This window comes from Scandinavium manionii (assembly GCF_024764775.1).
Taxonomy (GTDB): Bacteria; Pseudomonadota; Gammaproteobacteria; order Enterobacterales; family Enterobacteriaceae; genus Scandinavium; species Scandinavium manionii.
This window is the reverse complement of sequence record NZ_JALIGC010000035.1, coordinates 284,400-300,441: the sequence shown is the minus strand read 5'-3', so window position 1 is coordinate 300,441 and position 16,042 is coordinate 284,400. Positions and strand designations below refer to the sequence as shown.

7 protein-coding genes are annotated in these 16,042 nt (G+C 57.2%); 4 read left to right on the top strand and 3 right to left on the bottom strand.

Annotated features, from left to right (window positions below; translation table 11 throughout):
• Positions 1-111 precede the first annotated feature (111 nt).
• The 3 genes from MUU51_RS07595 (at position 112) to tyrR (ending at position 4,321) form a co-directional block, all read left to right on the top strand.
• Complete coding sequence (locus MUU51_RS07595; protein WP_258967515.1) at positions 112-1,509, top strand: YcjX family GTP-binding protein; 1,398 nt, start codon at positions 112-114, stop codon at positions 1,507-1,509.
• Positions 1,506-2,555 (top strand): YcjF family protein, encoded by a 1,050-nt coding sequence (locus tag MUU51_RS07590; protein ID WP_159774610.1) that lies wholly within the window; start codon positions 1,506-1,508, stop codon positions 2,553-2,555. Before MUU51_RS07595 ends, MUU51_RS07590 begins: the two co-directional genes overlap by 4 nt.
• Positions 2,556-2,779: 224 nt before the next feature.
• Entirely contained in the window at positions 2,780-4,321 is a 1,542-nt protein-coding gene (tyrR, locus tag MUU51_RS07585; protein WP_258967514.1) for a transcriptional regulator TyrR, read from the top strand.
• Between the two features lie 40 nt (positions 4,322-4,361).
• On the opposite strand, the gene tpx is transcribed toward tyrR, so the two are convergent.
• Complete coding sequence (gene tpx / locus MUU51_RS07580; RefSeq protein ID WP_258967513.1) at positions 4,362-4,868, bottom strand: thiol peroxidase; 507 nt, start codon at positions 4,866-4,868, stop codon at positions 4,362-4,364.
• Positions 4,869-4,970: 102 nt separating this feature from the next.
• On the opposite strand from tpx, the gene ycjG reads away from it, so the two are divergent.
• Entirely contained in the window at positions 4,971-5,936 is a 966-nt protein-coding gene (ycjG, locus tag MUU51_RS07575; protein WP_258967512.1) for an L-Ala-D/L-Glu epimerase, read from the top strand.
• Positions 5,937-6,249: 313 nt separating this feature from the next.
• On the opposite strand, the gene mpaA is transcribed toward ycjG, so the two are convergent.
• Positions 6,250-6,975, bottom strand: coding sequence for a murein tripeptide amidase MpaA (gene mpaA / locus MUU51_RS07570; RefSeq protein WP_159774616.1), 726 nt, complete (start codon positions 6,973-6,975; stop codon positions 6,250-6,252).
• Positions 6,976-7,093: 118 nt separating this feature from the next.
• A complete protein-coding gene (locus MUU51_RS07565; protein WP_258967511.1) occupies positions 7,094-15,673 on the bottom strand; it encodes a glycoside hydrolase family 94 protein in 8,580 nt (2,859 codons plus the stop codon).
• Between the last annotated feature and the right edge of the window lie 369 nt (positions 15,674-16,042).

Below are 16,042 nucleotides of genomic sequence, written 5' to 3'. Positions count from 1 at the left end.
TTACTGGAGAAAAAGCCTGAAATACAGCGAAGTGCGGTTGATAATTATCTTCATGGACCTCATGTCATGTATCCTGAAGGATAAGCAAGAATCGGACAAAGCGGGATGGCGATGAAGCGACTCAAAACCGAATTTAATGCGCTGCTCAATCGCGGTGTGGACCGACATCTGCGCCTGGCGGTGACCGGGCTTAGCCGTAGCGGCAAAACCGCGTTTATCACCGCGATGGTGAATCAACTGCTGAATCTGCACGCAGGCGCGCGTTTACCGCTGCTGAGTGCGGTACGTGAGGAGCGGTTGCTCGGCGTGAAGCGCGTGCCGCAGCGCGACTACGGGATCCCCCGTTTTACCTACGACGAAGGCCTGGCGCAGCTGTACGGCACGCCACCGACGTGGCCGACACCGACGCGTGGCGTGAGCGAGATTCGCCTGGCCCTGCGTTTTCGTTCTAACGATTCCTTGCTTCGCCACTTCAAAGACACCTCCACGCTGTACCTGGAAATCGTCGATTATCCGGGCGAATGGCTGCTGGATTTGCCGATGCTGGCGCAGGACTACCTGAGCTGGTCGCGACAGATGACCGGCCTGCTGAGCGGGCAGCGAGCTGAGTGGTCTGCCCGCTGGCGTCAGCTTTGCGAAGGGCTAGACCCGCTGGCACCGGCAGACGAAAACCGTCTGGCGGAAATCAGCCAGGCGTGGACCGACTACCTGCACGCCTGCAAACAGGAAGGTTTGCACTTCATTCAGCCTGGTCGTTTTGTGCTGCCGGGCGAAATGGCGGGCGCACCGGCCTTACAGTTCTTCCCGTGGCCGGACGTGGATGCCACAGGTGAGGCCAAACTGGCGCAGGCTGACAAACATACCAACGCCGGGATGCTGCGGGCGCGTTTTGACTATTACTGCGAACACGTCGTTAAAGACTTCTATAAAAATCATTTCCTGCGTTTTGACCGCCAGATAGTACTGGTCGATTGTTTGCAGCCGCTGAACAGCGGGCCGCAGGCGTTCAACGACATGCGTCTGGCGCTGACGCAATTGATGCAAAGCTTCCATTATGGGCAGCGCACGCTGTTCCGCCGCCTGTTTTCCCCGGTCATCGACAAACTGCTGTTTGCCGCAACTAAAGCCGACCACGTCACCGTCGATCAGCATGCGAACATGGTTTCCCTGCTGCAACAGCTGATTCAGGATGCGTGGCAGAACGCGGCCTTTGAAGGTATCAGCATGGATTGTCTGGGGCTCGCGTCAGTGCAGGCTACGCAAAGCGGACTGATTGACGTCAATGGCGAGAAAATTCCCGCGCTGCGCGGTAACCGCCTGAGCGACGGCGAACCGCTGACGGTGTATCCGGGCGAAGTGCCCGCCCGTTTGCCGGGGCAGGCGTTCTGGGAACAGCAGGGCTTCCAGTTTGAGGCGTTTCGCCCACAGACCATGGACGTCGATAAACCGCTGCCGCACATTCGCCTTGATGCAGCCCTGGAGTTTTTAATTGGAGATAAATTGCGATGAGCGAACCGTTAAAACCGCGTATCGATTTCGCCGGGCCGCTGGAAGCGGACAAAACGGAGCACCTGCGTGGGGCTCAAACCTTTGAACAGAATCAGGCCGACAACTTTGCCCCGACGGTGATTGACGATCCGTTAGAGGACGAAGGGCAGGCCGAGGCCGTGGTCGAAGCGGCGCTGCGCCCGAAACGCAGCCTGTGGCGACGGATGGTGACCGCAGGGTTAGGTATTTTCGGTATTAGCGTGGTGGCGCAGGGCGTGCAGTCGACGATGTACGCCTGGCAAACCCAGGACTGGGTGGCGCTCGGTGGATATGCTGCAGGGGCGTTGATTATTGGTGCAGGCGTGGGGTCCGTGGTGACCGAATGGCGGCGCCTGTGGCGCTTGCGACAGCGGGCGGAAGAGCGTGATGAAGCGCGTGACCTGCTGCACAGTCACGGCACCGGCAAAGGGCGGGCGTTCTGCGAACAGCTTGCAGCGCAGGCCGGAATCGACAAATCGCACCCGGCACTCCAGCGTTGGTACGCGGCCATTCACGAAACGCAGAACGACCGGGAAGTGGTCACGTTGTATTCCCATATCGTGCAGCCGGTACTGGACGCCCAGGCGCGGCGCGAAATCAGCCGCTCGGCGGCAGAATCAACGCTGATGATTGCTGTCAGCCCGCTGGCGCTGGTGGATATGGCGTTTATCGCCTGGCGTAACTTACGCCTGATCAACCGCATCGCCATGCTGTATGGCATTGAATTAGGTTATTACAGCCGCTTGCGCCTGTTCCGCCTGGTGCTGTTAAATATTGCCTTCGCTGGAGCCAGCGAACTGGTGCGCGAAGTCGGTATGGACTGGATGTCGCAGGATTTGGCCGCGCGTCTTTCCGCCCGTGCGGCGCAGGGAATAGGCGCTGGCCTGCTGACCGCGCGTCTGGGCATTAAAGCGATGGAAGTGTGCCGTCCGCTGCCGTGGATCGATAACGACAAGCCGAAGCTTGGCGATTTCCGCCGCGAACTTATCGGGCAGTTGAAAGACACCCTCAATAAGAAACCGGCTTAACGTTTCGTTTGCCATTTATCCCTCTCTTTACTGAGAGGGATATGTCACTCAACCGCCGCTGCAAAAATCACATTTGACCTTGTCCCTTTGTGCTTTACTCGCCGTGTTTACGGCAAAGCGCCTGATTTTCCGCCATACTGTCAATAATTGTTGACAGCCATCTTCCCGCAGGCGGGGAACTGTCTTATCATCCATGCGTTATTGGCTATGAGGGTGATACTCCCATGCGTCTTGAAGTCTTTTGTGAGGACCGTCTTGGTCTGACCCGTGAATTACTCGATCTGTTGGTGCTGCGTGGGATTGACCTGCGCGGGATCGACATCGACCCCATTGGCCGAATTTACCTTAATTTCGCGGAGCTGGAATTTGACAGCTTCCGCACCCTGATGGCGGAAATCCGTCGCATCGCTGGCGTGACCGATGTGCGTACTGTGCCGTGGATGCCGTCGGAACGTGAACATCTGGCGCTGAGCGCGTTACTGGAAGCGATGCCGGAGCCGGTACTGTCGCTGGACACTAAAAGCAAAGTCGAGCTGGCGAACCCGGCGAGCTGTCAGTTGTTCGGTCAGTCGCAGGAGAAACTGCGCAGCCACAACGCCGCACAACTGATCAACGGCTTCAACTTCCAGCGCTGGCTGGATGACACCCCGATGGAGTCCCACGCAGAACACGTGGTGATCAACGGGCAAAACTTCCTACTGGAAATTACCCCGGTCACGCTGGAAGGCGAAAATGCCACGCGCGTTCTGATGGGGGCCGTCGTGATGCTGCGTTCTACATTACGCATGGGCCGTCAGCTGCAAACCATGACCAGCCAGGACGTCAGCGCCTTCAGTCAGATTATCGCCGTTAGCCCGAAAATGCGTCACGTGGTTGAGCAGGCCCGCAAGCTGGCGATGTTGAGCGCGCCGCTGCTGATTGTCGGTGACACCGGCACCGGGAAAGATTTGCTGGCGAACGCCTGTCATCTGGCAAGCCCGCGTGCGCAGAAGCCGTATCTGGCGCTGAACTGCGCGTCGATTCCGGAAGATGCGGTCGAAAGCGAACTGTTCGGCCATGCGCCGGAAGGCAAAAAAGGCTTCTTTGAGCAGGCCAATGGCGGCTCGGTGCTGTTGGATGAAATCGGTGAAATGTCACCGGGGATGCAGGTCAAACTGTTGCGTTTCCTGAATGACGGTACGTTCCGCCGCGTCGGTGAAGACCACGAAATTCACGTCGATGTGCGGGTGATTTGCGCCACCCAGAAGAACCTCGTCGAACTGGTGCAGAAAGGGCTGTTCCGCGAAGATCTCTATTATCGTCTGAACGTGCTGACCCTGAACCTGCCGCCGCTGCGCGATCGGGCTCAGGACATCATGCCGCTGACGGAGCTGTTTGTGGCCCGTTTTGCCGATGAGCAGGGGATTGCGCGTCCGAAACTGGCCGCTGATTTGAACACCGTGCTGACCCGCTACGGTTGGCCGGGCAACGTGCGTCAGTTGAAAAATGCCGTATACCGTGCACTGACACAGCTGGACGGTTACGAGCTGCGCCCGCAGGACATCTTACTGCCGGACTACGACACCACCACGGTGGCGGTCGGAGAAGATGCGATGGAAGGTTCGCTGGATGATATCACCAGCCGCTTTGAGCGTTCGGTGCTGACTCAGCTTTATCGTAGCTATCCGAGCACACGTAAGCTTGCCAAACGCCTGGGCGTTTCGCATACGGCGATTGCGAATAAGTTGCGGGAATATGGCTTAAGTCAGAAGAAAAACGAAGAGTAAATGCGATGCCGCCTTCAGTGATGAAGGCGGCATTTTTTTATCAGGCTTTCAGTGCTTCCAGCGCAGCATCATAGTCCGGCTCGTTGGTGATTTCGTTCACCAGCTCGCTCAGAACCACGTTGTCGTTTTCATCAAGCACGATGACCGCGCGAGCAGACAGGCCTTTCAACGCGCCGTCTGCGATGCCAACACCATACTGCTGCAGGAACTCTGGCGCACGCAGGGTGGACAGGGTAACAACGTTGCTCAGGCCTTCTGCACCGCAGAAGCGGGACTGGGCGAACGGCAGGTCAGCAGAAATGCACAGCACGACAGTGTTGTTCAGTTCGGTTGCCAGCTGGTTGAATTTACGCACGGATGCAGCGCATACGCCGGTATCAATGCTCGGGAAAATGTTCAGCACTTTACGTTTACCAGCGAACTGGCTCAGTGCGACGTCGGAGAGATCCTTAGCGACCAGAGTGAATGCTGATGCTTTGGCGCCCGCCTGCGGAATGGAGCCCTGAACGGAAACGGGGTTGCCCTGGAAATGCACAGTTTGTGACATGATTATCTTCCTGTTTACATATAGTTAACGTCGCGGCTAGTGTATGACATCAACAGTTAACACGGCAAATCCTTTTAGTGCTGGTAAATCGAGGGGCAGGGAATGAGAAGTTTGAGAGTGTACGAGGAAGCCTGGCCACTGCATACGCCATTCGTCATCGCCCGCGGCGCCCGCAGCGAAGCGAAAGTGGTGGTGGTGGAAATCCAGGAAGAGGGTGTGACAGGGACAGGAGAATGTACTCCCTATCCGCGCTATGGCGAGAGTATTGCCTCGGTGATGGCGCAGATTGCCAGTATTGGCGAACAGCTTGAATCCGGACTGACGCGCGACGCTTTGCAGCAGCTTCTGCCCGCGGGCGCGGCACGCAACGCCGTAGACTGTGCGCTGTGGGATATTGACGTGCGCAAAGCGGGGCGCTCGCTGTCGGATTTAGCGGGCAGCGAATTACCCTCCGAAGTGACAACGGCGCAAACCGTGGTGATTGGCACACCGGATCAGATGGCGAATAGCGCCAGGGCGCTGTGGGATAAGGGCGCGCGGTTGTTAAAGGTTAAGCTCGATGACCATCTGATCAGCGAAAGAATGTTCGCCATTCGTGCAGCCGTCCCGGAGGCCACACTGATTGTCGACGCCAACGAGTCCTGGCATAGCGATGGGCTGGCTTCACGCTGTCAGCTTCTGGCAGATTTGAACGTCGCGATGCTGGAACAGCCGTTACCCGCAGGGGAGGATGGTGCGCTGGCGAACTTTATTCATCCGCTGCCGATTTGCGCTGATGAAAGCTGTCACACCCGTAAAAGTCTGGCGAAACTCGCCGGACGCTATGAAATGATTAATATCAAACTGGATAAAACCGGTGGTTTAACCGAAGCGCTGGCGCTGGCGACGGAAGCCAAATTGCAGGGATTTGATCTGATGCTAGGCTGTATGTTGTGTACCTCTCGCGCCATCAGCGCCGCACTGCCGCTGACGCCGAAGGTGCGCTTTGCCGATCTCGATGGCCCGACGTGGCTGGCAATAGATGCCGAACCCGCATTACGCTTTGGCACCGGTACGCTTTACCTATGAAATCGTTAATTTATTTATAAACAGGATCCGGCACAAAACGATCATCCGGCATCCGCAAGGCGCGTTTAGGATATGCCCGTCACAAATTTGAGGGTGCTGAGATGATTGAGTGGGAAGACGAAAGCGTCGCAACGCAGGACGAGCTGATGAAACGGATGATTGATACCGTGGCTGCCGTCGTGCTTGTCCTCATCGTGGTAGCTGGGTTGTATTTTGCCTGACGTACCAGATGATTTGTAAAAAAACCCGCATTGCTCCGGCCATGCGGGTTTTTTATTGGCTGATCCGTCGCCGCAAATGACTCAAAAAAATCTCATCGCGTTGATGATAATTCCGGATGCCAGTGCAGCAGGCCGGTCATTGCCGCCAGATATTTTTCGCTCGCTTCATCGGATGAAATCGGCGGGAATTCCGCGGTGATGCAGTGCAGGCCGAGATCGGCACACCAGCTGCCAAACGAGCCTGGCGTCGCGTAGCCAACGCTTGTCACCAGCGGCAGTTCAAAGCTGTCTGCCAGCCATTGGCCCAGAACCGTTTGCTGCGGATCTTCAATACAGGCCAGCGGATCGTGGAACGACACCACCCACGCCGGGTGAATTTTGTGGATCAGTTGACACAGCGCTTCGGTTTCCGGTTCGGAGCCGGGGTTATCCCCTGTCAACAGCACCACGTCACGGCTCTCTGCGGAACTGTTCCAGCGATAAACCGTTTCACCGGCTTTCCAGTTTGCGGCCGGAAAGTTACGGTTGAGATCAACCCCGTTAGCGTTGGCACGTAACCCCAGCTGGCAACCGTCCGGGTTAACGGTCAACACCACGTGATGACGTCGCAGGTCAGGGGCCAGGGTGCGCAGCGCGCAGGAAAGGGTGACGATGGACGAGTTTTCGTCACCGTGGGTGCCCGCAATAATCAGCCCGCTGTTGTGGTCGGCGAGCGGGGCGGGGAACCAGATCAGCGGTGCGCCCAGCAATGAACGGCCATAGTGTTGAGTTCCAGGCGGAAACGCGCCGCGCTGCTGGCGTGGTCGGGTGGAAGACATGCTCAATCCTGCTTTATTGTGTTGTTTCTGGCAGTGTTGTTCATAACTCACCGAGAATCAAATAGTTTCCCTTTTCCCCGCCTCACTTCACATGACCGGTGTCCCGGGTGAAGCAGCGTTATGTCTGAAATATCTCCACCGTATGGTTTTGCCCGTCATCGACGAGTGGGATCCTGTCGTCCGGCAGCGTAACGCCATCCAGCACAACCCGATACGGTCCGCCATCACGTGAAACGGTTATCTGATACTGACTTTGGCCCTGCAGGTAGCGCATGCTGACCCTCGGCCAGTCTTGCGGGAGTTGGACATGCACCGTGAAGGCTGAAGCGTAACGTTTGATCCCCAGGAGTTCCTCGGTCAGCAAGCGGTAAGCCCAACCTGCGGAGCCTGTATACCAACTCCAGCCCGCGCGCCCACGATGTGGCTCAACGCTGTAGACATCGGCGCTCATCACGTAAGGTTCGGCTTTATATTTCTCGATGGCGCTGGTGGTTAGCGTGTGATTCACCGGGTTGATTAGGGACCACAGCTGCCAGGCACGCTCGGTGTTGCCCATGCGTGCAAAAGCCATCACCGCCCAGATGGCGCCGTGGGTGTATTGCCCGCCGTTTTCGCGCACGCCCGGCAGATACCCCTGAATGTAGCCTGGGTTCGGGCCATGCCCATCGAACGGAGGAGTAAGCAGTTTAATCAGCCCCGCATCGTCATCCACCAGATGTTTATCCAGCGCATTCATGGCCTGGCTGCTTCGTTCCTGACCTGTGGCGCCAGACAACACGGCCCAGCTTTGAGCAATTGCATCAATCCGGCAGTCCTGCGACGCTTTGGAACCCAGTGGAGTGCCATCGTCAAAATATCCGCGCCGGTACCATTCGCCATCCCAGCCAGAGGTTTCCAGGCTCTTCTGCAAGCGTGTGGCTGCGGTCCGGCAGAGTTCGCTGATGCGGGTGTCCTGCCGCTTGTCGGCCAACGAGGCAAAGCGCTCTAATACGTCGAACAGGAAGAATCCGAGCCACACGCTTTCACCTTTGCCGTCGATCCCCACCCGATTCATGCCGTCGTTCCAGTCCCCCGCGCCCATCAGCGGCAGGCCATGCTGACCGAAACGCAGGCCGTGCTGAAGGGCTTTGACGCAGTGTTGCCACAGGGTATCTTCGAGAGCGCTGATAACCGGCTGTTCGTACACGGATTCTTCGCCTGCCTGCAGCGAACGCCCCTCGAGCCAGGCAATACGCTGTTCGAGGATGCCGGTGTCGCCGGTGGTTTCCACATAATGACAGACCGCCAGCGGCAGCCAGAGATAGTCGTCCGAACAGCGGGTGCGCACGCCGTTGCCCTGCGGCGGGTGCCACCAGTGCTGGACATCGCCCTCGATAAACTGCCGGGACGCGCACAGCACTATCTGTTCGCGAAGCCGTTCTGGCGCGGCATGGCTGAGGGCGAGCGTATCCTGTAGCTGATCGCGGAAGCCAAATGCCCCCCCGGACTGGTAGTAGCCGCTGCGCGCCAGCAGGCGACAGGCGATGGTCTGATACAGCAGCCAGCCGTTGACCAGTAAATTCACGCTGGTATCCGGCGTGTTGACGACCAGTTTATCCAGCAGGTTGTGCCACATCCGGTGGACCTGGTTCAGTTCATTACGAGCTGCATCTTCATTGAGATAGCGGCTAAGCAGCGCCTGAACCTGGGCCTGATCTTCACCCACGCCGAGCACAAAAATAAACGTCGTCTGGTCGCCATCGATGAGCGTGGTCGCAGACTGTACCGCGCCACAGGGATCGAGTCCGGCCCCGGTTTTATTCGACAGCCAGCGCAAATTCATCGCGGCCGGTTTTTCCAGAGAACCGTTCCGTCCGATAAATTCACGCCGATCGCCCGTCAGCGAGCAATGCGCACCGCTGACGGCAAAAAAGGCCGTGCGACCGCCGCCATCCGCCCCATAAAAGTTATTTGCCATGACCGCGCAGCCGCCGCTCACGCTGGCTTCATGGGTGACGATATGGAGGGTAGAGCGCGCGCGCGACTCAGCAAGGGTCCATTCCACAAAACCGGTGACTGAGAGTTTACGCGGGCGACCGGAGTTGTTACTGAGCGTCAAAATAGCCAGTTTGACCGGGGCTTCTTCGGCCACCAGAATGGTCAGTTCGCTGTCGATGCCGCTCTCGCGATGGGCGAATACGCTGTAGCCAAACCCATGGCGAGAGAGATAATCGCCCTCGCCGCGCACCGGCAACGTAGTCGGAGACCAGTACGCACCGCTCTCTTCGTCACGCAGATAAAATACCTCGCCGCTGCGATCGCTGATCGGATCGTTTTCCCACGGTGTGAGTCGGTATTCATGCGCGTTCTCATACCAGCTATAGGCCTGGCCCGCCTCAGACAACACGCTGCCGAAACGGGCATTAGCCAGCACGTTTGACCACGGCGCGGGCGTCGGTTGATTCTCCCGGAGCACAATCTGGTATTCGCGACCATCCTGCGAAAAACCACCGTGACCGTTGAAATGCAGAAGCTGACGGGTGTCGGGCGACCACGGAATATGCAGGTTGTCACCCGGGCTAACGTGCGGCACGAACGGCCTCGGTAGCGCTTTTAAAGTGTGAATACGTTGATCGAGCTGTTCATTCAGACCGCCCGATCGGTCATCAAGAAACAGATGCGCTACGCTCATCAACAGCAGTTTGTCTTCAGCCGAAAGGTGCTCGCCGTTGCGCACAAAAATCCCGCCGGATTTATCCAGCTGGCTGGCTTCTGACCCGGCGTAAATCAAATCCATTATCGTGTTTTGCAGTCCCTGCTGATAACCACCGGGGCTGTTATTGAGGATAACCAAATCCACCGCCAGCCCTTTCAGTCGCCAGTACCGGTGCGCCTGAATCAGGGTGGTGACGGAGAGAATACTTTCCTCGTTAGTGATGGTGAGCAACACGATCGGCAGATCGCCAGAAATTGACCAGCCCCAAAGGCCGGACTGTCCGCGACGGTTGCGGCTGATATCGCGACTGTCGGCGCGCAGTTCCTGACACGGGTAGACAATGGCGCTGGCAAGGCGGTTAAACAGCGCGGCGTCATCTTCGTTGGCGTTGATTTGACGCAATACCACCAGACTGTGCGACCAGGCGAGTTCGAAGACGCGATCGGCGATCGGGTGATCGCGGTATTTTTCCAGAAGCGCCAGGCTTTGCTGGCGGTTGTCACTCACGCCATAGACGATATCGACGATGACGGGCTGGCCTGGTTGCAGAGTGATGGTCTGGCGGATAGCCAGCATCGGATCCAGCACTGAACCGGAGGTGTTGCTGAGCGGCCCGCTTTGATGGGCTGCCAGCGCATTCGCCGGGCCATTGCCGCGCCCGAGGAAATTCGCCCGATCGGTTTCGAACGACGCTTCGCTCTGGTTGTCACCATGTACCACCATCATGTGGAACAGCCATGGGATTTTTTCATCCGGCGAGCGAGGTCGACGGTGGCACAAAATGGCATTCTGCGCGGCAATCAACTCCGTCTGGATAAATAGATTACTGAACGCCGGGTGCGCCTGGTCGCTGGTGGCAGGGGCCAGCACCACTTCGGCATAGGTCGTCAGTTCGAGGGGACGCGGCTGACGGCCACGGTGCAGCAACGTGATGCGGCGCAGTTCAATATCATCTTCCGGCGACACCACAATCTGCGTTTTGATGCTCAGGTTACCGATAGTGCGCCTGTATTCTGCGCCCGATTCGGTAAAGATAATTTCGTCGTTGCTGTCGATATCGCCGACCGGCTGCCAGCTGTTGCTCAACAGCTCGCCGGTTTGCGTATCGCGGATATAGCAGAATGCCCCCCAGTTATCGCGGGTGGTATCGCTACGCCAGCGGGTAAGGGCCAGATCATTCCAGCGGCTATAGCTGCCGCCGGTATGGGTCATCATCAGGTGATAATGGCTGTTGGACAGCAACTGAACTTCGGGCACCAGGCTGTCCGCCCCGGTAAATATACGTGGCTCGTAGCGCACGGGTTTAACCCGGCCTTCATGGGACTCAAAATGACGACGAGGGCTGTAGAGATCGACCGCATCCGGCACACGCTCTTGCAGCAGCAGACTCGCCGACTGAAACGCGGTGCTGGCCATAAATCTGTCGACCATTGGCGCGTCGAGCAACACGTGCGCCAGCGCCTGAAACGCCATGCCCTGATGGTGCGCCATCCACGATTGCACCACAGCATACAGCTGCCCGGTGGCGAGACGCGACGGCGTGTAGTCCAGCGCTTCATAAAAACCGTATTCACCTCGCGCGCCGATTTTCTCCAGGCGGGTCAGGTTTTCACAGGCTTTTTGCGGTGAAATCATCAACGCCAACAGCGTGGCGTACGGTGCAACCACCATGTCATCGGCCAGCCCGCGCCGCAGCCCGAGGCCGGGCACGCCAAAGGCCTGATACTGGTAATTCTGCTGAACATCAAATGCATGGTAGCCCGACTCGGACACGCCCCACGGCACCCCGCGCTCTTTGCCCCAGTCTATCTGGCGCATGACCGCCGACTGACTCATTTCATCCAGCAAACAGCCCGGCCAGGTTGGCATCACCAGGTTTGGCATCAGATATTCAAACATCGAACCACTCCACGACATCAGCGCGGTTTCGTTATCAATAGTGGTGAAAAGACGCCCGAGCGCGAACCAGCTTTTGAGCGGCAGTTGATTGGTGGCGATGGCAAGGAAACTGGTCAGCCGAATTTCGGACGGCAGCAGGTCATAATGGCTTTTATCCGCCATATTGCTGTCGCAGTTGTAGCCGATGCTGAGGAGATTGGTCACTTCGCTGTACAGGAAAGTGAAATCCATTTGCGCATGCTCATTCAGGCGCTGTTCGAGCTCGGTAATGATGTCCAGGCGCATACGGGCCAGCGAGATGGCGGAGGCCGGAGGTGAGCCTTCGCCGGTATGCTTTGCCTGCGCCAGCCAGCACAATGACGGCAGCGTCTGCGCGTCATACGTTGAGGTTAACCAACTGAGCAGATGTGTCCATTCGTGGCACAGCAGGACCAGCTGATGCTGAAGATGTTCAATCCAGCGCACCACCACTGAGTTTTCATGATTGCACAAGGCGTGCAAATGGTTGCTTTGGCTGCGCATCCATTTGAGTTCGGTAAACAGCTCATTCGGTGGCAGAAGGGCGGCGCTGTGGCAATGCTGACGCAGCAATCGCAGCGCGGTCGGAGTGCTCTGGCCCCAGTGTTTCTCGAGAATAACCAGCGTATCGTCTATCCCTGCCAGCACCTGTACGGCGTTTAATATTGGCTGATTACGCATGGCCGACAGCCCTTCGCGCAGGGTCAGTAAATGCCCAGCCATATTGCCGCTGTCGACGCTGGAGACATAGCGCGGACTTAGCGGGGCAAGGGTGCGAGTGTCATACCAGTTATACAAATGCCCGCGGAAATGCTCCATTTTATCGAGCGAATCGAGGGTTAGCGTGATGCGTTGCAACACGTCGCCAATCGGCAGATAGCCAAAATCCCAGGCGGTCAGGTTAGCCATCAGCGACAAGCCAATATTGGTCGGTGAGGTTCGGTGCGCAATCGTGGGCTGCGGTATTTCCTGATAGTTATCCGGCGGTAGCCAGTTTTCTTTGGCGTTGGCAAAGGTTTCAAAAAAGGCCCAGATTTCACGGCTGGTCTGGCGCAACAGCTGTTTTTGTTCTTTGTTAGGTGAAAACGTTTTACGTGCAGGCTGGCGGCTCAGCCAGCTCAACAGCAGTGGTGCCAGGCACCAGACAATGCCAATGGGCAGTGCAACGGTCGAGAGCCACGGCGCAACGTACGCGGTGAGCCCCGTTAATGCCACGCCGGCGACGACGTTGAGCCACATCGCCCGGTAAAAACGGATGGGGGAGGTTTTGAATAGCGTATTATCCGGGCTGAAACTGACCCACTGGCTGAGATTGCGCTTACTAAAGCCCAGCCGCCACAGTGTTACGGCTATGGCGTACAGCGAATACCCGGCCTCGTGCGGCAGGGTGATGAAATTCAGTCCGACGCGGGAAAGACGTTTCAACGCCCCAGCCACCACCAGCAGCAGGTGCTGCGTTAACAGACGACGGGCAGGTTTACGCAGAAGGTCGTGAGTGACCGCCAGCGCCGTGGGCATCAGCCACACCGTCGCCAGCACGCCCAGCCAGTACAGCGGGTTTGGCACCCATATCAGGGTACAAAACAGTAGCGCCAATAAAGACGGGGCTACCAGGCTGCGGCGCAGGTTATCCAGAAGTTTCCAGTAAGAGAGGGCGGATAACGGGTTTTTGTCGTGACTGCCATCCGCTTTTCGCACCCGCGGTTTAAGCCAGTTGAGCAATTGCCAATCGCCACGGATCCAGCGCGTACGCCGTGCCACATCCGATAAATAGTTATTTGGGTACTGTTCATACAATAAGACTTCGCTCAATAACCCGGATCGGGCATAGCATCCTTCCAGTAAATCATGACTGAGGACCAGGTTTTCAGGGCAGGTGTTGGCGGTGGCCTGTACAAAGACATCGACGTCATAAATCCCTTTGCCGACGAATGATCCTTCGCCAAACAAATCCTGATAGATATCGGAAGACATCATCGAATAAGGGTTGTTACCCGGAATACTGCTGCACAGGGCGGCATAGCGGCCTTGCCCGTTGCGCGGCATTTCTTCCGCCAGCCCCGGCTGCAAAATACCGTAGCCTTTCACCACGCGCTGACGTGCGGGGTCGTATTCGGGCCGGTTGAGCGGATGCGCCATCGTAGCGACCAGCTTGTGCGCCGTTTCGCGCGGCAGAACGGTATCACTGTCGAGGGTTATAACGTATTTGATGCGTTCAGGGAGTTGTTCAGCAGTCAGGTCCATTGCGCTGGAGAACTGTGCGGTGGGATGGCGTAACCAGCTGTTCAGTAGCGCCAGTTTGCCACGTTTACGCTCATATCCCATCCAGACGCCCTGCGGTGGGTTCCACTCTGGGGCGCGATGCAACAGATAAAACCGCGGACGGCTCGCCGGATAACGCCGGTTCAGTACCTGAGTTTGCGCAATGGCCTGATCGAGTAGGGTGCGATTATCCAGTGAGTTTTGGCTGATGGAATCGGTGAGGTCGGTCAGCAGCGCAAAACGCAGATGTTCGTGCTGATTGCCCAGCCAGCAGATTTCCAGGCTGGTAAGCAGTTTGGTGATGTTTTCAGGGCTGGTCAGCAGACACGGAATCACCACCAGGGTCGCCGATTCCGGCGGGATCCCAGCTGAAAAATCCATGCGTGGCAGCGGGCGCGGGTGACGAAAACGGGTGGTCGTTTCACTGAGCAAATCGCTCACCAGCTGGCTGACCGCCACGACCAGCGGCACCGTCAGGAGCATAAGCAGCCCGCTGATGCCTGACAGCGCCATTTCGTGCATGATAGCTGCCGTTGTCGCCGTCGTCAGAAGACTCAGGCTGCCAAGCCAGGAAAGCAGAGGGATTTGGTTGAAACTATGACGCAGGCGAATAAAGCGCGACGTGTCCGCCGCCAGCTCCATTTCGAGCTGCTGACGTCCGTCGCCCATCAGCCAATAGCCAATGTGATGGCCTGGGGTCTCCGGCGCGTTTTGCGTTGCGAGGGTCAAAACGTGTTGGGCGACCTCAGGCTCACTGGTGCGGCTACCTCGGGCAAGAATTTCAATCACATGGCGATAGTGGTCACGGGTATCAAAATGCATCAGCGGATAGACTCCCGCCGGGTCGAGGCGCAGCGTTTGCTCCACCACGCTCATTGCTTCTGCGAAATCCGCCCAGTTGGTATCACTTAATAACCGCAATCCGGCAATGCTATTGCTCACCGAAATCTGACCGGTCGCCAACTGTTGATTGAAACGATGAATGAGCGCATCGGTAGTGACGCCCTGTTCTGCAAGACGTTGCTCAATCCAGGTAAGCGGTAGCGCCAGCATGTTGCTGCGTCCCTGAAGACGACGCACCATTTCAGCGACAAACGCGCTGCTGAGCGGGGGGCGCGAGCGCGCCATATCGGCAATCACCATAATCACATCGGCAGGGGCCTCTTCTGCACAGTCAAAAATGCGCGTCACCCAGCTATCGGCCAGGTTGCGTTCCTGCTGCGCTTTCACCACATCGATGCTGACGCGGCGCAGGTTTTCAATTAACGCCAGGCGCATCATGCCAGGGAGCGCCCAGACTTCTCCTAAGGTCAGCTGTGTGTGTTGCTGGTAGGCGCGGATGTAAATGGTCAGGCTGGCGGCGTCCCAGCGCCCGTCTCCGTGGGCGATCGCTTCGGCTGCAATATCATAAATGCGAGGGCAATTATGCGGTGAAGCCAGCGCAGGCAGGCCTTTGCCGAAGTTTTTCGGCAGGTGTTGCCGGACGAGGCGAATTTGCTCCTCTATCAGGTAATAATTATCCAGCAGCCATTCCCCGGCGGGCATGATGCTTGCCTTTTTGCCGGCATTCAGCGTGTAGCAGTTTTGCGTGATGATGGCTTCGTTGTCGCTCAGGCGCTTGAGAAGATAATACGGCAATTTATCAGGCGATAATTTATGCGAGCGGGCGAGCTTTTTGCCAAAGCGTTCCATTTGGGCTGAGGAAAAGAGTTCTGCACGAAGACTATTTTCACCGGCAGGATCGTTGGCCAGGAGCGGGACGAGATCGGGAGCTTGGGTCAGGGGCAGAGAGCGGCTCAGCCACCCTTTGGGATTCATTTTCATAGCGTTGCTCTGATGCGACATGAACGCGCAGGAGCAGTTGCGAAATCAGTTCAGAAACGTTCTCTCAAGATGGGCGTGAGGCATCGGGGATTTAACAGCTGCCGGAATAACACTTAAGTATAGAACACCGACGTTGAGTCGGAAGGCACTTCAGGGATCGACGCGGGAAGACAAACAGGGCTAACTATCCCGGGCAGAGCATCGTGTGCGTGAGACGATTTTTTGAGGCAGACGGCTTTGATTTGAAGCCACAATCAGGGGAAGTGACGGTGGTCTCGAATGAAGGAGTTTTATCCTATCACGAAGTCATCGAATAACATGCGAACAATCACCATCAAGGTTGGATTCATTCTCAGGGCTGCAATGGCA